Origin of the sequence: Pseudarthrobacter phenanthrenivorans (assembly GCF_036455295.1) — a bacterium.
In the GTDB taxonomy this organism is placed as follows: domain Bacteria; phylum Actinomycetota; class Actinomycetes; order Actinomycetales; family Micrococcaceae; genus Arthrobacter; species Arthrobacter phenanthrenivorans_C.
This window is the reverse complement of sequence record NZ_JAYXNX010000005.1, coordinates 230582-255989: the sequence shown is the minus strand read 5'-3', so window position 1 is coordinate 255989 and position 25408 is coordinate 230582. Positions and strand designations below refer to the sequence as shown.

The following is a 25408-nucleotide window of genomic DNA, read 5'->3' as shown; positions in this document are numbered from 1 at the left end:
CCGCTATTATGGAGGGGCACGGTTGCGGTGCAGTCTGCCGGCTCTGTGGTTCCTACCACAGCCGGCCCGCCGGAACCAGCCTCATTTGCGGCCGAAGACGGATTTAGCGTATTCTGGATCTTCGGTGCTTACGCCAACACTTGGGTTATGACCCCACGGCGTTGAGGCACAGCGGGAACCCAGGCTTTTAGCATGTCGGTTCCGCACGCAAATTTTGTAATAAACGTCGAGAGAAGTGAGTTCCCAAGTGGTGTACGCGATTGTCCGCGCAGGCGGCCGCCAAGAGAAGGTTTCCGTTGGAGACTTCGTTACCCTGAACCGCGTCGCCGGTGGAGCCGGCAGCACCATCGAGCTGCCCGCACTGCTCCTGGTTGACGGTGACAAGGTCACCTCCGCCGCCGCTGACCTGGCCAAGGTAACTGTTACGGCTGAAATCCTCCAGGACCTGCGTGGTCCTAAGATTGTCATCCAGAAGTACAAGAACAAGACCGGTTACAAGAAGCGCCAGGGTCACCGCCAGGAACTGACCAAGGTCAAGATCACCGGCATCAAGTAACCACCGGTTACTGTTCAGGTATTTCAACAGATTCCCCAGAATTTAAAGGCAGGCATTTCAGATGGCACATAAAAAGGGCGCGAGCTCCACTCGCAACGGCCGCGACTCCAACGCTCAGTACCTCGGCGTCAAGCGCTTCGGCGGCCAGGTAGTTTCCGCAGGCGAAATCATCGTCCGCCAGCGTGGCACCCACTTCCACCCGGGCGCCGGCGTTGGCCGTGGCGGCGACGACACCCTGTTCGCCCTGACCCCGGGCGCCGTTGAATTCGGCACCCGCCGCGGTCGTCGCGTAGTCAACATCGTTGCTGCTGCAGCCGCAGAGTAACAACCAGTTCTGAAGCGGTGGAGCGGGCCTGAGGGCCCGCTCCACTGTTCTTTTAAGCGCATTACAATCGATGTGGCGTCCGCGGACGCCCACACAGACACCACTCGAGGAGATCCACGTGGCCAGCTTTGTAGACCGGGTAGTCCTGCACGTATCCGGCGGATCCGGCGGCCACGGATGCGTCTCCGTCCACCGTGAGAAGTTCAAGCCACTGGGCGGGCCCGACGGCGGAAATGGCGGCAACGGCGGCGACGTGATCCTTCGCGTCGACCACCAGACCACCACCCTTCTTGACTACCACCACGCACCCCACCGGCACGCCAGCAACGGCGGCCCCGGCATGGGTGACTGGCGCGGCGGGAAAAACGGCGAAACCCTGGTGCTGCCCGTGCCGGACGGCACCGTGGTCAAGACCAAGGACGGTGAGGTCGTGGCTGACCTCGTGGGCGAAGGTGCCGAATTCGTGGCGGCCGCAGGCGGCCTGGGCGGCCTGGGCAACGCTGCCCTTTCCTCGCAAAAACGCCGCGCCCCCGGCTTCGCGCTGCTCGGCATCGAGGGCGACTCCCGCGACATCGTCCTCGAACTGAAGTCAATCGCGGACATCGCGCTGGTGGGCTTCCCGTCCGCCGGGAAATCCAGCCTCATCGCAGCCATGTCGGCTGCCCGACCCAAGATCGCCGACTACCCCTTCACCACGCTGGTTCCCAACCTCGGGGTAGTCCAGGCGGGAGACGTGCGTTTTACCATCGCCGACGTTCCCGGGCTCATCGAAGGCGCCAGCGAGGGACGCGGCCTGGGCCACCACTTCCTGCGCCACGTTGAACGCTGCGCCGCCCTGGTCCACGTGCTGGACTGCGGCACCCTTGAATCGGACCGCGACCCCCTCTCGGACCTCGCCATCATCGAGGCGGAGCTGGAAAAGTACGCCGTGGACATGAGCTACGCGGGCCAGGACGGCGAAGTGGTTCCCCTGAACCACCGCCCCCGCCTGGTTGCGCTGAACAAGGTGGACCTGCCGGACGGCAAGGACATGGCGGACTTCGTGCGCCCGGAACTCGAATCGCGTGGCTACCGCGTCTTCGAGGTGTCCGCCACCAGCCATGAGGGCCTGCGCCAATTGGGCTTTGCCATGGCGGAAATCGTCAAGGCCGCCCGCGACGCCGTTGCCGCCGCGCCGCCCAAGGTCCAGCCCGTCGTACTGCGGCCGCGCGCCGTCAACGAAACCGGGTTCAAGATCCGCCGCGAGGAGAAGAACCTGGAGCCGCTGTTCCGCGTCCTCGGCGAAAAGCCGGAGCGCTGGGTCAAGCAGACCGACTTCACCAATGAGGAAGCCATTGGCTACCTGGCGGACCGCCTCGCCAAGCTGGGGGTGGAAACCGAGCTGTTCAAGCAGGGAGCCAAGCCCGGCGACACCGTGGTCATCGGCGAAGACGACGGCGTCGTCTTCGACTGGGAGCCCACCATGATGGCAGGCGCCGAACTGCTGGCTTCCCCGCGCGGTACGGATCCACGCTTCGCGGACATAGGTGACCGGCCCACCCGCAGCCAGAAGCGCGAAGAGCAGCAGGAGCGCCGGGATGCCAAGGCTGCCGCCCGTGCCGAGCTTGAAGCTGAGCGGCGGGCAGGAATTTGGACTGAGTCCGTCAGCGCACGTCGGGCTGCCCAGCCGCTGAAGGAAAGCGGACTGGAAGCGGACGATGACCTCTAGGGGCATGAGCGCGGACCCGGCTGTCCGTGCTGGGGACCGAAGCGCGCTGGCCGGTGCCCGCCGCATCGTGGTGAAGGTGGGGTCATCCTCGCTCACCAGCATCAAGGGCGGTATCTCGGAAGAGTCCCTCACGGCCCTCGCTGACGCCCTGGCGGCCAAGCGCAACGCCGGCGCCGAGATCATCCTGGTTTCCTCCGGCGCCATCGCGGCCGGACTGGCGCCGCTGGGCCTGGCCAAGCGGCCCCGCGACCTTGCAACCCAGCAGGCCGCCGCCAGCGTCGGCCAAGGGTTGCTCATGGCGCGGTACACGCAGGCCTTCGGGGCGCACGGCGTCACTGTCAGCCAGGTCCTGCTCACGGCCGAGGACCTGATGCGCCGCAGCCAGCACACCAACGCACTGCGTGCCATGGACCGGTTGCTGAACCTTGGAGTGGTCCCCGTCGTCAACGAGAACGACACCGTGGCCACCCACGAAATCCGGTTCGGCGACAACGACCGGCTCGCCGCCCTCGTGGCGCATTTGGTGCGCGCGGATGCCCTCGTGCTGCTGTCCGACGTCGACTCCCTCTATGACGGGCCGCCTGCTCAGGGTGCCAAACGCATCCCCCTGGTCACCGGGCCGCACGACCTCGAGGGCGTGTCCATCGGCAAGGCGGGCAAGGCCGGGGTGGGCACCGGCGGAATGATGACCAAAGTGGAAGCGGCCAGCATGGCCGCAGGCTCCGGCATCCATGCCCTGGTGACCTCGACGCCGAACGCGGCCGCGGCCCTGAACGGCGAGGACGTTGGCACCTGGTTCGCCGTCAACGGCTCCCGCAAGCCGGTCCGCCTGCTGTGGCTTGCCCACGTAGCCTCGGTCCAGGGGCGCCTGGTCCTGGACGAAGGGGCCGTCCGCGCCGTACGCCACCACCACACGTCGCTGCTGCCTGCAGGCATTTCCGCAGTGCACGGCGACTTTGAGCCTGGGGACGCCGTTGAACTGGCCGGTGCCGACGGCACCGTTGTTGCCAGGGGACTGGTCAATTACTCCTCCCAGGAGTTGCCGCACATGCTGGGACGGTCCACCCGGGAACTCGGCGAGGAGCTGGGCAGCGGCTATGACCGCGAAGTTGTTCATGTTGATGACCTGGTGCTGGTCTGAGCTGCCCGCTCGCCTAAACTTGGAGCATGACTGAAGCCCTGATCCACGCTGCTGAAAATACCGGAACCACTGCTGCCCACGCGCAGCCGGGTACCTCAGCGGAACCGGCCTCAGCTGACGTGGCGCCTTCCGCAGCAGAGGTGGAAGCTGCCGTGCACGCCGTCGCCGACCGGTCCCGCCATGCGTCCCGCCGGATGGCCACCGCCAACCGGGCCTGGAAAGACCGCGGCCTGCGTGCGGTGGGGGCTGCCCTGCAGGAAAATGTGCAGGCGATCCTCGCCGCCAACGCCATGGACGTCCAGCGCGGCAAGGACAACGGCACCTCCAAGGCGTTGCTTGACCGGCTCACCCTCACCGAAAGCCGCGTAGCCGGCCTGGTGGCAGCCCTTGAGAACCTGGCCAACCTTCCGGACCCCGTGGGCAATGTAGTCCGCGGCCAGACGCTTCCCAATGGACTGCGCCTCCGCCAGGTCAATGTTCCCATGGGTGTGGTGGCAGCCATCTACGAGGCACGTCCCAACGTCACCGTGGACATTGCGGGCCTGGCCCTCAAGAGCGGAAACGCCGTGATCCTGCGTGGCGGCAGCGCTGCCGAAGCCACCAACCAGGTGCTGGTGCGGGTGCTTCGGGAGGCCCTGGAATCTGTGGGCCTTCCCGCCGACGCCGTGCAGACCGTGGACCAGTTCGGCCGTGCAGGCGCCAACGTCCTGATGAAGGCCCGCGGCCGGGTGGATGTCCTCATTCCCCGCGGCGGCCGGGACCTGATCCAGACCGTTGTGACCAACTCGGCCGTCCCCGTGATCGAGACAGGGGAGGGGAACGTCCACATCTTCATTGACGAATCGGCTGACGAAAACATGGCTGTCGAGATCCTGCTCAATGCCAAGACCCAGCGGCCCAGTGTCTGCAACACGGTGGAGACCCTGCTGGTGCACTCCGGCTCAACGGTGCTGCCTGCAGTTGCCGGTGCCCTGCGCAGCGCCGGCGTCCGCCTGCACGTGGACCACCGGATCAAGGCCGCGTTGCCGGCGGTTGAAACGCTCGAGGCCACGGACGTGGACTGGGGCACCGAATACATGGACCTGGATCTTGCCGTGGCCATGGTCGACAGCATGGACGAAGCCATGCAGCACATCCGGACCTGGTCCACCGGGCACACGGAAGCGATCCTCACCAATGACCTGGCCAACGCCGAGCGGTTCATTGCGGAAGTCGATTCGGCCGCCGTGATCGTCAATGCTTCCACCCGGTTCACCGACGGCGGGGAGCTGGGTCTTGGTGCCGAAGTAGGCATCTCCACGCAGAAGCTCCATGCCCGCGGTCCCATGGGCCTGACCGAGCTCACCACCACGAAGTGGATTGTCCAGGGTGAAGGCCAAGTCCGCGCATAGCAACGCGGTAACATAGACCAGAACCCGGAAAGCAGCGGAATGTTCCGCTGCCCGTAAATTCCTGAACATAGGGGAGAAAATGCTGCTCCAGCAGATTGCCATGTCCGTCGCCGCCGCAGGTGAATCCGGCCACGAGGCGCCTGCGCCGCTGTGGGCTGAGCCGTGGGTCTTCGGCGTGTCGATGTTCTCGATCCTGGTGGTGCTCATGTTCATCGCCTGGTCCTACAACAACCTGGGCAACCGCCACGCCCCCACCGACGAGCACGCGGACCCGCACCGGCAGCACCCCAACAAGCACGATCGCGGGCAGGGCCACTAAGATTTCCCACAACCTGCACCGCAATGGTGCCCGGGGGAGGCTGCGGCTGGGCGTGATGGGCGGGACCTTCGATCCCATCCACCACGGCCACCTGGTCGCGGCCAGCGAGGTCGCGGCCGAATTCGACCTTGACGAGGTGGTCTTCGTACCCACCGGGCAACCATGGCAGAAGTCCCATAAGCAGGTCAGCGAGCCTGAGCACCGCTACCTGATGACCGTCATTGCCACGGCTTCCAATCCGCGCTTCACCGTCAGCCGTGTCGACGTCGACCGTCCTGGTCCCACTTACACCATCGATACCCTCCGTGACCTCAGGGCGCAGCGGCCGGACGCAGACCTCTTCTTCATCACGGGGGCGGACGCGTTGGCCCAGATCCTCTCATGGAAGGACATCGACGAGTTGTGGTCGCTGGCCCACTTCGTGGGAGTCACCAGGCCAGGGCACGTCCTCGACGGCATGGGCCGCGACGACGTCAGCCTCCTGGAAGTCCCGGCAATGGCCATCTCTTCCACGGACTGCCGCGCCCGCGTGGCAGCGAACAACCCGGTCTGGTACCTGGTCCCGGACGGGGTAGTGCAGTACATCGCCAAATACGGCCTGTATTCCGATCCGCCCGAAGGCGCGGAGGAATCAACTTCCGAAGCACGAGAACCAGCCAGTACTGAATGAGTCCTCAATGAGTCAGGAACAGCCACAAATCCGCAGCCGCCGGGAACTCCGGAAGGCCAGGGAGGCCCAGCAGCCTGCCCTGCCCGAATCGGAGCAGATCCAGCCTGCCGCCGACCATAAGGCTGGCCGTGCTCCTGCGACGGCAGGTCCGGATGCTGCCGGTTCGGCCGGCGCCGCATCCCCGCCCCGTGCACAGCCTGCCCCGGAGCAGCCTTCCACCCAGCGCTCCTCCCAGATACGGGCCCGCGACCGTGCTGCGCTGCGGACCCTCAAGGAGCTTGAGGAGAAGGAAGGGCAGCTTTCTGCCGGCGGGCCGCCCACACGCCGCCAGTTGCGCCTGCAGCAGCTCAAAGAGCAGGCGCTCACGGCTGCGAACCCTGTTGTTCCCTCCGCCGCTCCTCCGGCGCCTGATGCCGGAAGCAGCTCGGCCGTCAAGAAGGCACCTGCGGCTCCCCATGGCGCCCCGGATGGCATGACGGTGGAGCAGGCCCTGGAGGCGCGGGCGCTCATCGCGGCCCAGCCGGGGAACCAGGCCGCCAAGGTGGAGCACAGCGCTTCCCCCGATCCCGAAGCCGTGGACCCCGAGGACCTGGCCGAGCAGATTGCCCTTGCCGAGCGGGCAGCAGTTCTGAACCGGCGCGCCATGGCACGGCAAAAGCTGGCCGAGCAGGCCGGTACTCCTGCCGCCCCCGCCAGGCCCGTCGCTCCCGCTGACAAACCCGGCCCTTCCACCGCCAACAATCTGGCCATGGTGACGCCACTCGAGTTCGTCCAGGTGCCCGGCGTCGACCGTCCCGTGATGAAGCCCCCGGCCACTTCCCATGTACCCGTCACAACGCGGCCCGGGACCAAGCTGCCGGGTGCTGGAAAACGCAAAAACCCGGCACGTCCCAAGCCTGCGGCCGACTCCGCCACAGGCCGTTCGCAGGTCATCGCCCGCGCGGAGGCTGCCGCCAAGGCTGCCACCCGGCCCAAGCCGGCCGCCCGTCCGGCGAGCCTCACGGAAGCCCCGTCCGAGGACCTCTTCGAGGATCTTCCCCGGGTGCCTGCCCGGTCCGCGTACGGCCTTGACCCACTGGATGCCGCCACCGCAGGACTCACCCGGGCCAGGCGGAACCGCGTCCTTCAGTTCTGCGTCCTCGCGTTCGGGATCCTGGCCCTCATTGCCGGCATCATCCTGATCGTCAGCGGCATGTCCCGCTGAGCCCGCATCACAGCGCGCTGCCGGCTTCAACACTTAACCCAAACAAGGAGTCCCATGACTGCAACAGAATCGTCCATTGCCATAGCCCGTACGGCCGCGAAAGCTGCCGCCGACAAGATTGCCCAGGACATTGTGGCCATGGACGTGAGTGAGCGCCTGGCACTTGCCGACGTCTTCCTCATCGCGTCTGCGCCCAGCGAACGCCAGGTCAACGCCATCGTGGACGGGATCGAGGAAGAACTCGCCAAGCGGGACCTCCGTCCCGTTCGGCGTGAGGGCCGCTCGGGCGGCAGGTGGGTCCTGCTGGATTACGCCGACGTCGTGATCCACGTCCAGCATGAGGAAGACCGTGTTTTCTATGCCCTTGAGCGCCTGTGGAAGGACTGCCCCGTCGTGGACCTGCAGCTTGGCGACGACGCATCCGCCAAAGCTGCCGCAGTTTCGGACTAGCAGGGCGCGCCCAGCGGCGAATATTCCCGATTTGGAATTTTCGGAATTGCTGTTCTAAGATATTTGAGTTGCTTCGGGGGAGACCCTGAAGGAGGCTCGGAAGGGCAGCAACAATCCGGGGCTGTGGCGCAGCTGGTAGCGCACCTGCATGGCATGCAGGGGGTCAGGGGTTCGAGTCCCCTCAGCTCCACCGGGAAAGTCCGTCGGAACCACTGGTTCCGGCGGACTTTTTGTTTCCACTACCCGTCCGGTCCGGTTGCACCCTGGTCCGGACCTTCCACCCTCGCCGGGATTTTGCACCCCCGCGTTCCCCGGTGAAGTGTCCAGTGGCGGGTGCTTCAGGGTCACGGCGCGCCGGCTGAAGCCCGATTGGCGTCCAGCGGAAAAGTGCATTACTCTGGTCAGGTTGCTCCGGGGAATTCGGCCGGAAAAAACAAAAGTACGGGGCTGTGGCGCAGCTGGTAGCGCACCTGCATGGCATGCAGGGGGTCAGGGGTTCGAGTCCCCTCAGCTCCACCGGTACACAGAAAAAGGGAACCATCACGTGCGTGATGGTTCCCTTTTTTGTTGCCATCGGCAACCGCCAGTGGCCCAAAACCCTTCCGGCGCAGGTCAAAGCGCGGTACAACTGTGAATGAGGGCACCATCGTCCCGCCTCCGGACGGCTTTCATCCAAAGCGGCGGCCGCGGGACGGGCTGACGAGGAGGTCGCAGATGTCCCACGCAGATGGTTCCGGCCACAGCCAGAACGGCGAAGCTTTTCCCGAAGACTCGCGCCTGACGCGCGATACCGCCATCCGCGGACCGGCCAGGCCCGCTCCCTATATTGGCGCCGGCATCCTGCTGGCCGCCGCCATACTGTTCCCGCTGTTGCCCCAGCTCTACGCCTTTGACGCGCCGCGGCTGGGCGGGATGCCGTTCTTCTACTGGTACCAGCTGCTCTGGGTGCCGGTTTCGGCGATATTGACCGGCTCTTCCTATTTGCTCGTCACCAAGGAAGACCGGCGACGCCGTGCCGAGGCCCGCGCCGGTGGGCCGCCCCAGGCAGGGAGTGCCTCTGCCCGAACGGGACTGGGAGGGGACCGGCCATGAACGGGCGCGAAATCAACTGGACTGCCCTGGTCATTGTTGTGCTGCTCTTCGTCGTCGTTGCCGTGATGGGCTTCCTGGCGGCAAAATGGCGCCGGGGGACGGACGTGGAGGGGCTGCACAGCCTGGACGAGTGGGGCCTCGGGGGCCGCGGCTTCGGCACCTGGATCACCTGGTTCCTGCTCGGCGGTGACCTCTACACCGCCTACACTTTCGTGGCGGTACCGGCAGCGATGTGGGCGACGGGCGCGGTGAGTGGCTTCTTTGCCGTTCCGTACACCATCGTGCTGTATCCGATTATTTTCATCATCATGAGCCGCCTGTGGTCAGTGTCCCACCGGCACGGCTACGTAACATCGGCGGACTTCGTCGGTGGCCGCTACGGCAGCCGGTGGCTTTCGCTGGCTGTTGCCGTTACGGGAATCGTTGCCACCATGCCCTACATCGCGCTGCAGCTGGTGGGCATCAAGGCAGTTCTGACCGTTCTGGGCCTGGGCAGTTCCGGCAACGTGCTGCTGACCGACCTGCCGCTGATCCTGGCCTTCGTCGTCCTTGCCGCGTACACCTACACGTCGGGCCTGCGGGCACCGGCCATGATCGCCGTCGTCAAGGACCTGTTGATCTACCTCGCCGTGATCGTGGCCGTCATTTACCTGCCCATCAAGTTCGGCGGCTGGGACACCATCTTCGGGTCGGCCCAAAGCAAACTGGCCACGGTGAACCAGGCCACGGGCAAACCGGCCGGCGTCTTCATTCCCGGCGCCGCCAACTACTCGGCGTACTGGTCGCTGGCCCTGGGTTCGGCCATGGCATTGTTCATGTACCCGCACTCGGTGACGGCGGTGCTGGCCTCTAAAGCCCGCAACACCATCCGCCGCAACGCCGCCATCCTGCCGTTGTATTCACTGATGCTGGGGTTCCTTGCGCTGCTCGGTTTCGTGGCGATCCAGGCCGGTACCAAGCCGATTGACCTGGATGGCTCAGTCAACCCGCAGCTGGTGGTTCCGCAGCTGTTCCTGGACCACTTCCCGGCCTGGTTCGCCGGGATCGCCCTGGCTGCCATCGCCATCGGCGCCCTGGTGCCTGCGGCCATCATGTCCATCGCCGCGGCCAACATGTTCACCCGCAACATCTACCGTGACTTCATCCGCCCCGACGTGGACGCGAGGACCGAGGCGAAAGTGTCCAAGATCGTCTCGCTGGTGGTCAAGGTGGGCGCCCTGGTCTTCGTGATCGCCATGGACCAGTCCGCGGCCATCAACATGCAGCTGCTGGGCGGCATCTGGATCCTGCAGACCTTCCCGGCCGTGGTGGCGGGGCTCTACACCCGGTGGTTCGACCGCTGGGCGCTGCTGGTCGGCTGGGCAGTCGGCATCATCTTCGGCACCGTTTCCGCCTACAACGTGGTCAACCCGGTGACCAAGGCCCACTTCGGCGGCTCAGTGGCCCCCATCCCCGGGACGGACATCAGCGTCTACATCGCGGTATCAGCCTTTGCCCTGAACCTGGTGGTCGCCGCCGTCCTGACCCTGGTGCTGAGGGCCCTCAAGGTCCGGACGGGCGAGGACTTGACGCGCCCCACGGACTACGCGGCCGACGAAACCGACCCGAAGGTAGTCCAGATCGAAAAGATCCAGCACTACACCCAGCCCGGCGGCCCGTCCCCGGTGGCCTAGGCCCCGGGGGATAAGCCGCCCTCCTGCCGGGTTACGTCCCGGCAGGAGGGCGCTGCCGTTACAGCCAGTCCGTGCGCCGCAGCGGCGGTTCCTCTCCGCCCGGCCGGCGGACCAGGACCTGGTTGACCCCCGTCAGTCCGTTTTCAAAACCGATGGCACTGGCGGCCATATAGAGCCGCCAGACCCGCGCGCGGCCTTCGCCGGCCAGCCGTACCGCCTGCTCCCAGTTCTGCTCGAGCCGGCTGACCCAGGCCCGGAGGGTCAGGGCGTAGTGCCGGCGCAGTGCCTCCACGTCCAGAACCTCGAACCGGGCAGTCTCCAGGGCGGACACCATCTCGCCCAGGCTGATCATCTCGCCGTCCGGGAAGACGTACCGGGGGATGAACGAATCCGGGTCCGGGCTGGTGGGTCCGGCGTTCCAGGAGATTGCGTGGTTCAGCAACCGGCCGCCGGGCCGCAGCAGCCCAAACAGCGCGGCGGCGTAGGCAGGGGTCTGCGCCCGCCCCACATGCTCCGACATGCCGATGGAACTGATCGCATCGAAGGGCCCGTCCCCAACATCCCGGTAGTCCTGCACCCTGATCTCCACGCGGTCCGTCAGGCCCGCATCCGCGGCACGCTTACGCGCCAGGACCGCCTGTTCAGTGGACAGCGTCACGCCCACCACACTGACGCCGTACCGGGCCGCAGCGTGCATGGCGAAACTGCCCCACCCACATCCAACGTCAAGGACCCGCATTCCCGGCTGCAGGCCCAGCTTGCGGCAGACCAGGTCCAGCTTGGCTTCCTGCGCGGCGTCCAGGCCGTCCTCCGGTTTTGCATTGGCAGACTGTCCTGCGCCGTCCGGGGGCCACACCGCGCAGGAATAGACCATGGAAGGCCCCAGTACCAGGGCGTAGAAATCGTTGCCGACGTCGTAGTGATGCGAGATGGCGGCCGCATCCCTGCCCTTGGAGTGCATCCTGCCTTTCCTGGCCACCCGCGACTCCTCGGGCGGGGGAGCGGGATTGGGACCGAGCGCTCCCAGCCGGACGGCGGTACGCACCAGGAGCCAAAGCTCGGCGGCCGACGGCGGACGGAACGGGCCGGGCTCGGAAAACTTACCGGCCGAGCTCAAAGCCGAGAAGGCCGCGAAGATGTCACCCGATGCATCGATGTCCCCGGCAACATAGGCCCTGCTCAAACCCAGCTGCCCTGGCGACCACAGAATGCGGCGCAGTGCCTTCCGGGACCTGAACTCCAGGATGGGTGCATCTGCCGGGCCTGCCTCGGATCCGTCCCACGCGCGCAGTCGCAGGGGTATCTGCCCGGTGCCCAGGACCACCCCCAGAGCCCTTTCCAGCCGGGCCGCATGCCCTGTGGTTCCGGTTCCCGTCCGCGGCGCTGTTCCACTGTTCATGCGCCCACCCTAAGGCCGCGCGGGCCTCCGCGACTATCATTGGGGAGTGATTCCTGACCGGACCGATGTGGTGGTCATCGGAGCGGGGCAGGCCGGCCTGTCGGCCGCGTACCACCTCCAGCGCCGGGGACTCGACTATGCCGTGCTCGACGGCGAGGAAGGTCCCGGCGGCGCCTGGCGTCACCGCTGGAAGAGCCTGCGCATGGCCACGGTGAACGGAATCAGCGACCTGCCCGGCATTCCCAAACCTGAGGTTGATCCGGCGGAGCCCAGCTCCCGTTTCCTGACTCGCTACTTTGGAGACTATGAGGCGCAGCTGGGCCTCTCCGTGCGGCGGCCCGTCAAAGTCCGGGCCGTCAGGCGGGAAGACGATGATCCGGCCGGCCGGCTGCGGATAGAAACGTCCGACGGCGAATGGAGCGCCCGGGCCGTCATCAACGCCACGGGCACGTGGACCCGTCCGTTCTGGCCCATTTATCCGGGCCGGGACCTGTTCCGGGGCAGGCAGTTGCACGTGGCCGACTATGTCTCCGCGGAAGAGTTCCGCGGCAAACACGTCATCGTGGTGGGTGGCGGCATCTCCGCCGTCGGCCTGCTGGCGGAGATCTCCCTGGTCACCTCCACCAGCTGGTTCACGCGCCGGGAACCGGTGTGGCGTGACGGGCCGTTCGACACCAGGGCCGGCCATGACGCCGTGGCGCTGGTGGAGGAGCGCGTCCGCCAGGGATTGCCGCCGCAAAGCGTGGTTTCGGTAACCGGGCTGATCTGGACCCCTGCGCTGCGGGACGCCAGGGACCGGGGCGCCCTGGACCGCCAGCCAATGTTCACATCGATTGAACCTGACGGCGTCCGCCGCGTCGACGGCAGCCTCCTGAAGGCCGACGTCATCCTCTGGGCTACGGGCTTCAGGGCGGAACTGGAACACCTCGCACCGCTGCACTTGCGTGGCCCCGGCGGCGGGATCGCCATGGACGGGACGCAGGTGGCAGCCGAGCCGCGCATCCACCTGGTGGGTTATGGGCCGTCGTCGTCCACCATTGGCGCCAACCGTGCAGGACGGGCAGCAGTGGCGGCGATCATGAGGCTGCCTGGAATGCCGGCAGGGGTGGAACCGGTAACGTGGGGGTGATGCCCCGGGAGCCGGGGCGGCCAAAGGCAACAGAAGGCGGCATGACACCGGTGGCAGCAAACACGCTGGAGGACATTTTCCGGGTCCTGCGCCGGCGCCCGGACGTCGAAGCCCCCAACCTGCAGGCCTGGGATGCCACGGACCGGCTGCTGTTGGAGACCGCCGTGCAGGTGGGCCGGGCCGGCAGCAAAATCACCGTTATCGGGGACCGCTATGGCGCCCTGACGCTGGGCGCTTCGGCGGTACTTGCCCCGGCATCGCTGCGTGTTCACCAGGACCTCATCACCGGCGAAAGGGCCCTGCGGTTGAATGCGGCTGCCCTGGCCGGCGAGGACGGCCATCCACCCCGCCCGGCAGGGCCTGATGCTGCCCACGCCGGGAATGGCTTCGTCCAGCTGCCCCTGGGTCCCGAACTGTTGGCGGGAGCAGACACTGTGCTGCTGCAGCTCCCCAAGACGCTTGCGGAACTGGAGGAAATCGCCGCTTTGGTGGCCCGGCATGCGGCACCAGGCGTCCGCCTGCTCGCAGGGGGCCGGGTCAAACACATGTCACTGGGCATGAACGCGGTCCTTGAACGGTACTTCGTTTCCGTCCAGCCGCAGCTTGCACGGCAAAAATCCCGGATCCTCCTTGCTTGCGGCCCCAGGCAGGTTACAACGTCCCCGCGCTTTCCCGTGGTGGAGCATCTTGCGGAACTGGACCTGGACGTCGCGGCCCACGGGGCGGTTTTTGCAGGCCCCCGCCTGGACATCGGCACCCGATTCCTGCTGACATTCCTGCCCGCGATGAAACCCGCTAGCCATGCGGTGGACCTGGGATGCGGGACCGGCATCCTGGCTGCGATGTACGCCCGGCAGTTCCCGGCCGCTTCAGTGACGGCAACCGACCAGTCCGCGGCGGCCGTGCAGTCCGCCCTGGCCACCGCGCGGGCCAACGGACTCGCAGACCGGATTACCGTGCTGCAGGACGACGCGCTCAGCACCTTCCCTGACGGCACCGTGGAAACGGTGTTGCTCAACCCGCCCTTCCACGTGGGCGCCGGCGTCCATGCCGGCGCCGGCCTGAAGATGATCGGGGCGGCCGGCCGGGTACTGGCTCCCGGGGGCGAACTGTGGACGGTCTTCAACCGCCACCTGGCCTACCTGCCGGCACTGGAACGGCTTGTGGGGCCTACAGACGTGGAGGGCCGGAACGCGAAGTTCACCGTCACGCGGAGCAGACGCGCCACGCACTGACGTGGGAAGACGCACGCCGCGCCGCGCCGCCGTCCACACATATGGGCGGCGGCGCACCCTTAACGTACGATTCAAAGCATCACCATCACAGGTAGCCGAAGACGTTTAGGGGACACAGTGTCTGAGATCCGCCAATCTTCTCCGAGACGCGGAACCAACTTGCCCAGGATGGGGGACTTCAACCTCACCGTCATCCTTGACGCAATCCGCAGGACCTCTGGTGGCCTAAGCCGCGTGGAGCTGGCCCAGATTGTCGGCCTGTCGCCGCAGACCATCTCGAATATTTCCCGGCGCCTGCTGGACCAGAACCTGATCGTGGAGGCGGGCAAGGAGGGGACGGGCCCAGGCAAGCCGCGCACCATTCTCCGCCTGAACCCCGGCGGCATGTACGCCCTCGGGGTCCACCTGGACCCGGCAGTAACCACGTTCGTGGTGCTGGACCTCGTGGGTGCCGTGGTCCGGCATTCGCGGATCAAGACACCCGGCGGAAACGATCCGTCAGCCGTCATCGCCACCATCGCAGCGGAAATCGCGCAGCTCGTTGAAGACTCCGGCGTTGACCGCAGCCGCATCGCAGGGCTCGGCGTGGCTGCCCCGGGCCCCATCGACCTGGACAACGGCACCGTGGTGGACCCCCCGCTGCTCCCGGGCTGGGACCGGGTGGAACTGCGCGACGCGCTGGCAAGGGCCACCGGGTACTCGGTGCTGGTAGACAAGGACGTTACGAGCGCCGCCGTTGCCGAAACATGGGCGGGCGGCCCCAGTGGCGCCGGCAGCTTCATCTTCATGTACATGGGCACCGGCATCGGCTGCGGCATCGTCCTGAACGATGAGGTGGTCCGGGGAACCTCCGGCAATGCCGGTGAAATCGGCCATATCATCGTGGACCCGGACGGGCCGCCCTGCGACTGCGGCCAGCGCGGCTGCGTCAAATCCTCCGCCATCCCGCAGGTCCTGGTGGCGCAGGCGGAAGCGGCCGGGATCCTGGAAGGCCCCACCGCCGGGAGCGCCGCCGAAATCCAGCAGAGCTTCTCCGAGCTCTGTGCGCGTGCGTACGCGGGAGATGAAGGTGCCTCCGCCATCCTGGACAGGTCCGCCACCCTGGTTGCCAGGGCTGCCTCGGTGGTCACCAACACCCTGGACGTGGAACGCGTGGTCTTCGGCGGCCCGTTCTGGACCTGCCTGGCGCAGCGTTACCTGGAACTGGTCCCGCCGCTCCTGGACGCCAACAGCGATGCCCGCCTGATCCACCCCATCGAGGTCGTGGGCACCGGGGTGGGGGAGGATGTGGGGGCCATCGGCGCCGCCTCACTGGTCCTGGAACATACCCTGGCGCCCCGCGCCCAGCGTCTCCTGCTGGAAAGCTGACGGCAATGCTTCGCCGCGCATCCAGGACGCTGTCCCTTCTCGCTGCTGCCACCCTGGTCCTGGCAGCCTGCACGCCCGCCGATCCGGCCGGCGGAAACAAGACCATCAAGGTGGCCTACCAGAAGACAGATTCCTTCACTGCCCTGGACAGCATGCTCCAGGACGCAAAGAAGGAGTTCGAAGCCGCAAACAAGGGCGTCACGGTCGAACTTCAGCCCATCCAGGCCAACGACGACGACTACGGCACCAAGCTGGCACTCGCCCTTCGGTCACCCTCGACTGCTCCGGATGTCTTCTACGAAGACACCTTCAAGGTCCGCTCCGACGTCGACGCCGGGTACCTCCTGAACCTGGACAGCCGCCTGGCAGGGTGGGGTGACTGGGGCAAGTTCGACGCCGGCGCCAAGGAGGCAGGCAAAGCGGACGACGGCGGCACGTACGCGGTGCCGCTGGGCACGGACACGAGGGCCATCTGGTACAACAAGAAGGTTTTGGCGGCGGCAGGCATCAGCCTGCCGTGGCGGCCGGCCAGCTGGCAGGACATTCTGGACACCGCCAGAAAGGTCAAAGCCGCCGAGCCGGATGTGATCCCTTTCAACATGTACGCCGGCAAAGGCACCGGCGAGGGTACGGTCATGCAGGGCTTCTATGAGCTCCTGTACGGCACCGGCGCGGCTCTCTATGACCAGGATTCGAAAAAGTGGGTCGTCGGCTCAACCGGCTTCAAGGACTCGCTGACGTTCCTCGACACGCTCTACAAGGAACACCTGGCGGTCGCCCCGGCCGACGCGCTGGACCCGAACATCTGGAAGAAGGTGTTTGGAGAGTGGTTCCCTAAAGCAAAGCTCGGGGCAACCGTGGAAGGCTCCTACGCGCCGTCGTTCTGGCAGGCCGGCGGAAGCTACGCGTGGCCGGGCTACCCGCAGGACATGGGCGTGGCTCCATTCCCCACGGAAAGTGGCGGGGCTCCGGGGGCGGTCAGCATGTCCGGCGGCTGGACCCTGGCCGTTGGTGCGGACACCAAGCAGCCGGACCTTGCCTTCAACTTCCTCACCACGGCCCTCAACGCCAGGAACTCCCTGAAGTTCACCGTCGCCAGTTCACAGATCGCCGTCCGTTCGGACGTTGCCGCTGACGCTGGTTACCAGTCAGCGAATCCGTTCGTGAAGGACGTCTCCGGCCTGGTGTCCGTCACGAGGTTCCGCCCGGCCACGTCTGACTACCCACGGATCTCCGCTGCCGTCCAGGAAGCCACCGAGGCCGTCATCACCGGGAAGAGGACCCCGGAACAGGCGGCCGCCGACTACGACGCGGCCGTGGCCGGGATAGTCGGCGCGGACAAGACCATCCGGAAGTAGCATTGGCCGCCACCCACCGGGGGCGGCAGGTGGTCCGCTACCTGCCGGTCCTGCCCGCAGCCGTGCTGCTGCTCGTGTTCCTCGCGGGCCCCGTGCTGTGGGCCTTCCACGCCTCGATGACCAATGTTGGCCTCACGGGACGGCACGCCAGGAACCCGGAATGGGTGGGGCTGGAAAACTACCAGCGGCTGGTGCAGGACCCGGTCTTTCCACTGTCGCTGGGGCTGACGGTCCTGTTCGTCGCTGGATCGGCCGTCCTGGGCCAGAACGTGCTGGGACTGGCCCTCGCCGTACTCATGCGGCGCGCACGACCGGCTGTCTCGGCAACGGTGGGCACCGCCGTCGTTGCCGCCTGGGTCCTGCCGGAAATCGTGGCCGCGTTCGCCGCTTATGCTTTTTTCAGCCGCGACGGCACGCTCAACCAACTCCTTGGCAGGTTGGGACAGCCGGAGACCGACTGGCTCTACACGGTGCCCATGGCGGCGGTGGTACTGGCCAATGTCTGGCGGGGAACAGCCTTTTCCATGCTGGTGTACCGCGCTGCCCTGAACGGCGTCCCGGCCGAGCTGACCGAGGCGGCGCAGATGGACGGCGCCGGCGCGTGGCAGCGGCTGGCCTACATCACCCTGCCGGTGATCCGGGGAAGCATTGCCACCAACCTGATGCTGGTGACGCTGCAGACCCTGGCTGTCTTCACCCTGATCTGGGTGATGACCGCAGGCGGTCCTGCCAACGGAAGTACTACGCTGCCCGTGCTGGCCTACCAGGAGGCCTTCAAGTTCGGAGACATTGGCTACGGCACGGCCGTGGCCACTGTCCTGATTGTCATTGGCGGCGTGTTCGGCGCGGCCTACCTCCGCCTGCTCAGGGAGCAGAGACCGTGAAACGGCGTGGCAGTACCTGGGCTGACGTGGTGTTGCTGCTGGTTGGCGCCTGTTTCCTGTTGCCGTTGCTGTGGCTGGTCTTCGGCTCCCTGGACCCGGCTGCCGGCCACGCCACCCGGGTTCCGCAGCAGCCCGGCCTGGGCAATTTCGCCGCCGTCTTCACGCCCGGGCTGCTGTTCCTGCCACTGTGGAACAGCTTCCTGCTCTCCACCGGGACCGGATTGGTGACCCTCGTGGCTGCCGTGCTGGCTGCGTACCCGTTGTCCCGCTACCGGTCCCGCTTCAACACGCCCTTCATGTACGGCATCCTCTTCGGGACCTGCCTGCCGGTGACCGCCATCATGGTGCCGGTGTACGGATTGTTCGTGCAGCTGCGGCTGCTGGACTCCATGCCCGCCACGGTGCTGTTCCTGGCCGCAACCAGCCTGCCCATGGCCATCTGGATGACCAGGAACTTCATGGATGGCGTACCGCTGGCCCTGGAGGAGGCGGCCTGGGTGGACGGTGCTTCCAGGTTGGCAGCGCTGCGGGCCATTGTGCTGCCGCTTATGCGTCCGGGCCTGGGCGTTGTGTTCATTTTCGTGTTCATCCAGGCCTGGGGAAACTTCTTCGTCCCCTTCGTCCTCCTGCTGTCCGAGTCCAGCCAGCCCGCGGCAGTATCGATCTTCAGCTTTTTCGGCCAGCACGGCGCAGTGGCGTACGGCCAGCTGGCCGCATTCTCGATTCTCTATTCGGTGCCGGTCCTGGCACTTTACGTCGTCGTGGCGCGCGGGTCCGGCAACGCCCTGGCCCTTGCGGGGGCCGTCAGGGGTTAGTCGATGTCCTCGAGGACCACACCGAAGGGCAGGGTGTCATCGAGGTGCGCCTGGTGCCCGGTGGGATTGTTCACCACCCGGACCCCGTGCAGCTTTTCCGCCGCAGACTGCATCAGCACCGGCCGGACCGTGTCGACGAAGTGCTGGCTCTTGCCGGCGAGATATTCCTTGTAAGTGGCTGGAAGCTCAATCATGGCAAAAGGATAGACCTCACCCGTCCCCATGGGGAGGGGTGCCCATTGCCGGAGTTCATGGTGCCGGGCTTGGATAGGATGACGGGCGGGACACGGCCGGCCCGGCCGCGCGCCCAACACCGTCACCAGGGGGAATCCAGTGCTTTCGACCAGCGTGCCCGAAAGAATCCAGCCGGCAGAGCTGGCCAGGGCGCAACAGGTGGCCGCGAACATCTCACGCAGTTTTGATGCGAAAGTCGTGGGGCAGCCGCGGCTGCGGGAGTCGCTGCTGGTGGGTTTGCTGACCGGCGGCCACATCCTCCTTGAAAGCGTCCCGGGCCTGGCCAAGACCACGGCAGCGCAAACGCTGGCCGAAGCCGTCAGCGCGGACTTCCGGCGAATCCAGTGCACCCCCGATCTGCTGCCCAGCGACATCGTGGGGACCCAGATCTACGACGCCGCGAAGGGCAACTTCCGCACCCAGCTCGGTCCAGTGCACGCCAACATCGTCCTGCTGGATGAAATCAACCGCTCCAGCGCCAAAACCCAAAGCGCCATGCTGGAGGCGATGCAGGAGCGTCAGACCTCCATCGGCGGCCAGGACTACGCGCTGCCCTCCCCGTTCCTGGTCCTGGCCACCCAGAACCCCATCGAACAGGAGGGCACCTACCAGTTGCCCGAGGCACAGATGGACCGCTTCATGCTCAAGGACGTGCTGGACTATCCCACTCCGGCGGAAGAGGCAGAAATCATCCGCCGGATCGATGCCGGTGTCTACACCCCCGCGCAGAAGCCCGCCGCAGCCGCCTCGCTGGACGCCATCAGCGAAATGCAGGACGTGGCCCGCCGCATCTACATTGATCCCGCGGTCATCAACTACATCGTGGGGCTCGTGTACGTGACCCGGAACGCGTCGCGATACATCGACGACCGGCTGGCCGGTTTCATCGAGTTCGGCGCCAGCCCGCGGGCCAGCATCGCTTTCAGCCAGGCGGCCCGCGCGGTGGCATTGCTGAACGGCCGCGACCACGTCATCCCCGAAGACGTACGGTCGCTGGCCCACCGGGTGCTCCGGCACCGGCTGATCCTGAACTTCGATGCCGTGGCCCAGCAGGTCCCGGTGGAATCGGTGATTGACGCCGTCGTGGCCGCCGTCCAGACTCCCTGACGCCATGGCCAGCCTCCTGCAGCGGGTGAAGTCGAAGATGGCCATCTTCGCCCACCGTAAAGCACGTGGAATGCTCGACGGCGAATACGGGTCCGTGTTCCGGGGCCGCAGCCTGGACTTCGATGACCTGCGCGCCTACGTGCCCGGTGACGAGGTCCGCGATATCGACTGGAAGGCTTCGGCGCGCCATGGCTCACCCCTGATCAGGCGCTACGTGGCGGTCCGCCGCCAGACGGTGCTGCTGGTTACCGATACCGGCCGCAACATGGCGGCGGAGGCAAGGTCAGGGGAGACGAAAAAAGACATTGCGGTGCTGGCGCTGGGAGTCCTGGGCTACCTGGCCCACCGGCACGGCGACGTGGTGGGGCTGGTGTGCGGGGACTCTTCGGCCACGCACGCACTGCCGGCCAAAAACGGTGAGGCCCACCTGGAGCGGCTGCTGAGGCAGGTGGAGTCGCGCACCCGCCTGGATGCGGCTCGCAGCCGGATCCAGGACCAGCTCGGCTATGTGGCCCGCAACGTCAAAGGCCGCCACCTGCTTTTCGTGGTCGCCGATGAGGTGGCGGCGGATGACGCCACCGGGCAGCTGCTGCGCCGGCTCCGCGCGCAGCATGAGGTCCTCTGGCTCACGGTCAGGGACGCGGAGCTGGTGCCCTCCGGGCAGGCAGGCACCACGTCCGGCGCAGGGGCCGGTTCCAGGCCTCCCACCGATTCCGTCGATGTGGCGGACTCCACCCTCCTGGCGTGGCTGCCGGCGATGTCCGGCGGGGTGGAGGCAGCGTACGCGCAGGCCACCGCGGAGCGCGACGCCGGCCGCAGGGCCATGCTCCGCGCAGCCGGAATCACGGAAGGCGAAGCGGGGGCCAGCGAAGATGTCATCACCGGCCTCTTTGCCCTGTTGGAGAGGCACCGGCGTGCAGGCTGATTCCCAGTTCTATGGCCCGCTGCAGTACAGCCCGTTGTGGATGTGGTGCGGTGCGGCACTGCTGGTCCTGGTGGGAGGCTGGTACGCCTTCCTGTTTGCCACCACCCGGCCAGCCCCGAAGACCCGGACAAGCACTGGTGGCCGCGGCCGCTCCGCCCTCACCGACCTGCAGGGGCTCAAGGCAGCCTACCTTCAGCGGATCCAGGACGTGGACCAGGCGGCGGCGGCCGGCAACCTGGATGCCCGCGCAGCACACCAGGAATTGAGCCTCCTGCTGCGCGGGTTCGTGCGGGACGCCACCGGAGTTGATGCCACCAGGATGACGCACCAGGATCTTGCCCGGCACCCGCTCCCTGCCGCGGCTGACGTCATCCAGGCCCTTTACCCCGCAGAATTCGGTCCGGGTCCGCTGCCGTCCGTGGCTTCATCGGCAACCCAGGCGGCCGCGGCGGTGCGCGCATGGAACTGATGTTCTGGTGGCTGCTGCCCATCGCCGCCGCTGCCGCAGGAGCAGCCGTCTGGCTCGCCCTGCGCGGCGGGCGGCTAAAGGCAATACCGCGGCGGCCGGTGGCCCACGGGGACAGGCTCACCGCGTTGCCCGAATACCAGGCCGCCGTCCGCAGGTACCGGCGGTGGCTGGCCCTGGCGGCAACCGCCACGGCGGTGCTGCTGGTATCCACTGCGCTGGCCTCAGCCCGCCCGGTGGCCGTGGACACCGTCCGTCCGGAGCAGCACAACCGCGACATTATGCTGTGCCTGGACGCCTCCGGGTCCATGAGCAGCGCCGACGCCGCGGTAGTGGACGTCTTCTCGCGGTTGGCGCAGGAGTTCGACGGCGAACGCATCGGTTTGACGATTTTCGACAGCAGCGCCATCCAGGTGTTTCCCCTGACGGACGACTACGCCTACGCCCGGGATCAGCTCCAGGGCGCCAAGGACGCTTTCGACGGAAAACCCGGCAGCTCGGGCTTCCTGGACGGCACGTGGAGCGGCAAGGGGTCCTCGCTGATTGGGGACGGCCTGGCATCCTGCCTCAACAGCTTCCCCGCCGGCAGTCCGCCCGGGCGCTCGCGGTCAGTGGTGCTTGCCACGGACAACTTCCTTTCGGGCGATCCGGTCATGACTCTCGACCAGTCCGCCCGGCTGGCGAAGGAACGGTCAGTTCACGTCTACGCACTCAATCCGGGCGACGTGGATTACGGCGGCGGTCCGGACCAGCCTGGCGCGCAGTTGCGCGCGGCGGCGGAATTGACCGGGGGTTCCTATCATTCCCTGGACAGCCCGGAAGCAGTGCCCGGGATCGTTGAAGGCATCGAACAGACTGACACGGCCTCGATCCAGGGGGCGCCGCGTGCCGTGTTCGCGGAGGTGCCGGGGCTGCCGCTGGCTGTTGCAGTTGTTGCCGCCCTGGTGCTTTGTTCCGTGCTGTGGCGGCTCGAGCGCGTACGCCTCCGCCGCAGGGCGTGGCTGCGGAGGTGCGCCGTTGTCCTGCTGCTCCTGGCGGCGCTCCTGCGGCCCGCCCTGCCGGGCGGCACGGTCCAGGCCGCCACCGCGGACCTCAACGTTTTCTTCGTCGTGGACACCACCACCAGCATGGTGGCAGAAGACTACGCCAACGGCATGCCGCGGATGGAGGGTGTCCGGAAGGACATCATGGCGATCGCTGAACAGTTGCCCGGTGCCAGGTTTTCCCTCATCACCTTCGATACCACCGCCCACGTGCGGATGCCGCTGGGCACCGACACCCTTGCGCTGGAAACCATCACGGATGTCCTCGAACCCCCGGTCACCTCCTACGCCAAGGGCAGCAGCATCACGGCGGCCAGGCAGCTGCTTTTCGAACAGCTGGGAGCGGCCAGGGACAGCCATCCGGGCCGGCCGCAGCTGGTGTACTACCTGGGCGACGGTGAGCAGACCAGCGGCCAGGATCCGGAATCCATGAGTCCCGGCGGCGGCCTGGTGGCCGGGGGAGCAGTGCTTGGCTACGGCACGGCCGGCGGCGGCCGGATGAAGGAGAACACCGGTGATTACGACGGCGGCGGCACCGGCGGCGCGGACGCCACCCCTCCGGCGGGGAACTACGTGCAGGACAACCGACCGGGAAATTCAGGCGACGCCCTGTCCGTCATTGATGAGGGGCATCTGCGGACAATCGCCGCCCAGCTCGGCGTGCCCTACGTGCACCGCGACGCCGGTGCCCCGGTTGCGGACATGATGCGGCAGGCGCACCCCGGCACGACGGAACGCGGGGATGACGGGCAAGCCGCCGCCGGGGCAGAGGCCTACTGGATCTTTGCCGCGGGCGCCTTCCTGCTGGCTTTGCCGGAAGCTGTGGGACTCCTGCGGCAACTTCGTGGACTACCGGGCACCGGCCGGAAGGAGGCCCGGTGGTGAACCCTGCATCCAGACGCCGGCGCCTGCTGTGGTGGTCCGCCGTGCCGGTACTCCTGGCGCTCTGCCTTGCCACCAAACTCCTGAGCCTCGGTATCCTCGGTGGCCAAGCAGCGTCCGGCTTTGCCGCGGGGGATGCTGCCGGCGTGCAGGCGGCGGCCGGCGGACTTTCCATGACCAACGTCGTCGAACCGCATAAAGCGGCGTTCGCTGCCGGGGATGGGACCGTCATGTCGGGTGACTACGCGGCTGCCAGGGCCCTGTTCGAACAGGCGCTCGGCACGGTACCGGCCGGCACGGGGGACGAATGCCTGATCCGGGTCAACCTTGTCCTGGTGATCGAACGGCTGGGTGACCAGCGGCTCCAGGCCGGGGACCCGGCGTCGGCCCTTCCCCTTTACAGGGAGGCGCTGGCAGCGGCCGGCCAGGCACCGGACAGCTGTCAAGCTGCCGACGCGGCAGCAGGAACGGGCACCCGCTTGGCGGAGGCCAGGGAACGGCTGGACGCCAAGCTCGGCGCGGCGGGGCAATCCACGCAGCCCGCGCCCGCGCCGGGGGAGGAATCTCCCGGGGACACGCCGGCAGGGGCGGCGCTGGAGGACCGGCTGGAGCAGCTGCAGGAGAGGTCACGGCAGGCGGAGCGGGAGCGCAACAGCGGACGCGAACGGGAAAAGTACCTGGACAGCAACGACGGCGCTGCGCCCGAACGGCCTTGGTAGGACCGGCCCTGACGAAGGAAATTCTGTGGCCGGAAGAACCACGCTGTAAAAGTGCGTCTTAATTCGGCGAGGACTTGAACCGGCCCCGCCTGGCCGCCTAGAATCTTATACAAGTTACCGCGGTAACGTGTCAGCGATCCTCCGTTGCGGAGGGTGTGGGTGCCCCCATGTGGGCCTGACATTTGCTCACGGATTACTTCATGCAAGGCGTAACCGTCGCGGCTGCGTCCCTTGTGGAGTCCCTCCGTGTTCCCCAAACTCAATTCATTGCCGGTCCCCCTTCCGTTTAAGCCGGGGAACCCCAATGGCCCAAAGCCAAGGACGCAAATGTCACCACCAAGCCTGACTGACGCACATCCAAACCTCTCCGACACCGCCCCGGTGGCGCTGTCCTACGAGCTGTTCCCGCCGCGTTCGCCCGCGGCAGCGGAGACTCTCTGGACCACCATCCGCGAACTGGAAACAACCGAGCCGGACTATGTCTCGGTGACTTACGGCGCCAGCGGATCCAACCGGGACACCGCCGTCGAACTCATCAACCGGCTCCTGCTCGAAACCACGCTGCGGCCGCTTGCCCACCTCACCTGCGTGGGCAACAGCCCGCAGGAACTTGCCGGCATCGTCGGTGAGCTGCTGGACACCGGGGTACGCGGAATCCTTGCCCTGCGCGGCGACCTTCCCAAGGACGCAAGCGCACCGGCGGCCGGATCCCTCCGCTACGCCCAAGACCTGATCGAACTCATCCGCCGCGTGGAGCAGCGCCGTTCAGCCCTGCTCTGCGCCGGCAGGATCGCCGTGGGCGTGGCCGCATATCCCTCGCGGCACCCTGAATCGCCCAGTGAGGAGCACGACGTGGAGGTGCTGCTGGCCAAGCAGCGCTCCGGGGCGGACTTCGCCATCACCCAGGTGTTCTTCGAGACCAGGCAGTACGAGGACCTGCTCACCCGGGCCCGCCGTGCCGGCGTGACCATCCCGATCATCCCGGGAGTCATGCCGCTCACCAGCCTCCGCCGGCTGAAACGGCTGGGAGAGCTCACCGGCGTGGAGCCGGCCCCGCAGCTGATGGAGCGCCTCGCCACGGCAGGCAGTGACCTCGAACGGCTCCACATAGGCGTCGACGCCACCGTCGACCTCGCCAATGCCGCCCTTCATGCGGGTGCTCCCGGCATCCACATCTACACCTTCAACGAGCACCAGAGCGCACTGGAGGTGCTGGACAAGCTGGCCCTTCCGCGGCGCAGCCGGCGTGCCTCAGGCGCCGCGCAGCTCGCCGGCTGACCAGCACTTTCACGGCCTTCGCCGGCGGGCGCCAAAC

General features: G+C 66.9%; 25 protein-coding genes and 2 tRNA genes. 25 read left to right on the top strand and 2 right to left on the bottom strand.

Features of this window, described 5'->3' with window-relative positions:
• Nucleotides 1–247: 247 nt before the first annotated feature.
• The 13 genes from rplU to mctP all read left to right on the top strand — a co-directional run bounded on the left by rplU (nucleotide 248) and on the right by mctP (nucleotide 10529).
• Entirely contained in the window at nucleotides 248–556 is a 309-nt protein-coding gene (gene rplU / locus VXJ37_RS09040) for a 50S ribosomal protein L21 (RefSeq protein WP_141946370.1), read from the top strand.
• Nucleotides 557–617: 61 nt separating this feature from the next.
• Nucleotides 618–881, top strand: a complete 264-nt coding sequence (gene rpmA, locus VXJ37_RS09035) for a 50S ribosomal protein L27 (RefSeq protein ID WP_009372867.1) — start codon at nucleotides 618–620, stop codon at nucleotides 879–881.
• Nucleotides 882–999: 118 nt separating this feature from the next.
• Nucleotides 1000–2589: a GTPase ObgE gene (obgE, locus tag VXJ37_RS09030; protein ID WP_331322696.1), complete on the top strand. Its 1590-nt coding sequence runs from the start codon at nucleotides 1000–1002 to the stop codon at nucleotides 2587–2589.
• A gap of 4 nt (nucleotides 2590–2593) precedes the next feature.
• Nucleotides 2594–3730 (top strand): glutamate 5-kinase, encoded by a 1137-nt coding sequence (gene proB / locus VXJ37_RS09025; RefSeq protein WP_331322695.1) that lies wholly within the window; start codon nucleotides 2594–2596, stop codon nucleotides 3728–3730.
• Between the two features lie 26 nt (nucleotides 3731–3756).
• Nucleotides 3757–5121, top strand: coding sequence for a glutamate-5-semialdehyde dehydrogenase (locus tag VXJ37_RS09020; RefSeq protein WP_331322694.1), 1365 nt, complete (start codon nucleotides 3757–3759; stop codon nucleotides 5119–5121).
• Between the two features lie 79 nt (nucleotides 5122–5200).
• Complete coding sequence (locus VXJ37_RS09015) at nucleotides 5201–5440, top strand: hypothetical protein (RefSeq protein ID WP_331322693.1); 240 nt, start codon at nucleotides 5201–5203, stop codon at nucleotides 5438–5440.
• Nucleotides 5441–5495: 55 nt separating this feature from the next.
• Complete coding sequence (gene nadD, locus VXJ37_RS09010; protein ID WP_331322760.1) at nucleotides 5496–6110, top strand: nicotinate-nucleotide adenylyltransferase; 615 nt, start codon at nucleotides 5496–5498, stop codon at nucleotides 6108–6110.
• Between the two features lie 7 nt (nucleotides 6111–6117).
• Nucleotides 6118–7314, top strand: coding sequence for a hypothetical protein (locus tag VXJ37_RS09005; protein ID WP_331322692.1), 1197 nt, complete (start codon nucleotides 6118–6120; stop codon nucleotides 7312–7314).
• 54 nt (nucleotides 7315–7368) lie between these two features.
• Nucleotides 7369–7764: a ribosome silencing factor gene (rsfS, locus tag VXJ37_RS09000; protein WP_331322691.1), complete on the top strand. Its 396-nt coding sequence runs from the start codon at nucleotides 7369–7371 to the stop codon at nucleotides 7762–7764.
• Nucleotides 7765–7881: 117 nt separating this feature from the next.
• Nucleotides 7882–7954, top strand: a tRNA-Ala gene (locus VXJ37_RS08995).
• Between the two features lie 253 nt (nucleotides 7955–8207).
• A tRNA-Ala gene (locus VXJ37_RS08990) sits at nucleotides 8208–8280 on the top strand.
• Nucleotides 8281–8478: 198 nt separating this feature from the next.
• Nucleotides 8479–8856, top strand: coding sequence for a DUF3311 domain-containing protein (locus VXJ37_RS08985; protein ID WP_331322690.1), 378 nt, complete (start codon nucleotides 8479–8481; stop codon nucleotides 8854–8856).
• The gene (mctP, locus tag VXJ37_RS08980; protein ID WP_331322689.1) at nucleotides 8853–10529 is read left to right on the top strand and encodes a monocarboxylate uptake permease MctP; all 1677 of its coding nucleotides are present in this window, start codon (nucleotides 8853–8855) and stop codon (nucleotides 10527–10529) included. Before VXJ37_RS08985 ends, mctP begins: the two co-directional genes overlap by 4 nt.
• 58 nt (nucleotides 10530–10587) lie before the next feature.
• Here mctP and VXJ37_RS08975 read toward each other — a convergent pair whose 3' ends face one another.
• Nucleotides 10588–11928: a class I SAM-dependent methyltransferase gene (locus tag VXJ37_RS08975; RefSeq protein WP_331322688.1), complete on the bottom strand. Its 1341-nt coding sequence runs from the start codon at nucleotides 11926–11928 to the stop codon at nucleotides 10588–10590.
• Between the two features lie 46 nt (nucleotides 11929–11974).
• Between VXJ37_RS08975 and VXJ37_RS08970 the strand changes: the two genes are divergently transcribed.
• The 6 genes from VXJ37_RS08970 to VXJ37_RS08945 all read left to right on the top strand — a co-directional run bounded on the left by VXJ37_RS08970 (nucleotide 11975) and on the right by VXJ37_RS08945 (nucleotide 18717).
• The gene (locus VXJ37_RS08970) at nucleotides 11975–13057 is read left to right on the top strand and encodes an FAD-dependent oxidoreductase (RefSeq protein WP_331322687.1); all 1083 of its coding nucleotides are present in this window, start codon (nucleotides 11975–11977) and stop codon (nucleotides 13055–13057) included.
• A gap of 50 nt (nucleotides 13058–13107) precedes the next feature.
• Nucleotides 13108–14292, top strand: coding sequence for a class I SAM-dependent methyltransferase (locus tag VXJ37_RS08965; RefSeq protein WP_440589793.1), 1185 nt, complete (start codon nucleotides 13108–13110; stop codon nucleotides 14290–14292).
• 168 nt (nucleotides 14293–14460) lie between these two features.
• The gene (locus tag VXJ37_RS08960) at nucleotides 14461–15660 is read left to right on the top strand and encodes an ROK family transcriptional regulator (RefSeq protein WP_331322759.1); all 1200 of its coding nucleotides are present in this window, start codon (nucleotides 14461–14463) and stop codon (nucleotides 15658–15660) included.
• Nucleotides 15661–15665: 5 nt separating this feature from the next.
• Entirely contained in the window at nucleotides 15666–17018 is a 1353-nt protein-coding gene (locus VXJ37_RS08955) for an extracellular solute-binding protein (protein ID WP_331322685.1), read from the top strand.
• Between the two features lie 2 nt (nucleotides 17019–17020).
• Nucleotides 17021–17902: a carbohydrate ABC transporter permease gene (locus VXJ37_RS08950; protein ID WP_331322684.1), complete on the top strand. Its 882-nt coding sequence runs from the start codon at nucleotides 17021–17023 to the stop codon at nucleotides 17900–17902.
• A complete protein-coding gene (locus VXJ37_RS08945; RefSeq protein ID WP_331322683.1) occupies nucleotides 17899–18717 on the top strand; it encodes a carbohydrate ABC transporter permease in 819 nt (272 codons plus the stop codon). The genes VXJ37_RS08950 and VXJ37_RS08945 overlap by 4 nt, the downstream gene beginning before the upstream one ends.
• On the opposite strand, the gene VXJ37_RS08940 is transcribed toward VXJ37_RS08945, so the two are convergent.
• Nucleotides 18714–18911 carry a hypothetical protein gene (locus VXJ37_RS08940; RefSeq protein ID WP_331322682.1) on the bottom strand — a complete coding sequence of 66 codons (198 nt, stop codon included), beginning with the start codon at nucleotides 18909–18911 and terminating at the stop codon, nucleotides 18714–18716. The genes VXJ37_RS08945 and VXJ37_RS08940 overlap by 4 nt on opposite strands.
• 139 nt (nucleotides 18912–19050) lie before the next feature.
• Between VXJ37_RS08940 and VXJ37_RS08935 the strand changes: the two genes are divergently transcribed.
• The 6 genes from VXJ37_RS08935 (at nucleotide 19051) to VXJ37_RS08910 (ending at nucleotide 25371) form a co-directional block, all read left to right on the top strand.
• On the top strand, nucleotides 19051–20058 hold the full coding sequence (locus VXJ37_RS08935; protein ID WP_331322681.1) for an AAA family ATPase: 1008 nt from the start codon (nucleotides 19051–19053) through the stop codon (nucleotides 20056–20058).
• 4 nt (nucleotides 20059–20062) lie between these two features.
• Nucleotides 20063–20983 (top strand): DUF58 domain-containing protein, encoded by a 921-nt coding sequence (locus tag VXJ37_RS08930; protein WP_331322680.1) that lies wholly within the window; start codon nucleotides 20063–20065, stop codon nucleotides 20981–20983.
• Nucleotides 20973–21452, top strand: coding sequence for a hypothetical protein (locus VXJ37_RS08925; protein ID WP_331322679.1), 480 nt, complete (start codon nucleotides 20973–20975; stop codon nucleotides 21450–21452). Before VXJ37_RS08930 ends, VXJ37_RS08925 begins: the two co-directional genes overlap by 11 nt.
• Nucleotides 21443–23377 (top strand): VWA domain-containing protein, encoded by a 1935-nt coding sequence (locus VXJ37_RS08920; RefSeq protein WP_331322678.1) that lies wholly within the window; start codon nucleotides 21443–21445, stop codon nucleotides 23375–23377. Before VXJ37_RS08925 ends, VXJ37_RS08920 begins: the two co-directional genes overlap by 10 nt.
• The gene (locus VXJ37_RS08915; protein ID WP_331322677.1) at nucleotides 23374–24093 is read left to right on the top strand and encodes a hypothetical protein; all 720 of its coding nucleotides are present in this window, start codon (nucleotides 23374–23376) and stop codon (nucleotides 24091–24093) included. The genes VXJ37_RS08920 and VXJ37_RS08915 overlap by 4 nt, the downstream gene beginning before the upstream one ends.
• A 327-nt stretch (nucleotides 24094–24420) precedes the next feature.
• Nucleotides 24421–25371: a methylenetetrahydrofolate reductase gene (locus VXJ37_RS08910; protein WP_331322676.1), complete on the top strand. Its 951-nt coding sequence runs from the start codon at nucleotides 24421–24423 to the stop codon at nucleotides 25369–25371.
• Nucleotides 25372–25408: the final 37 nt, after the last annotated feature.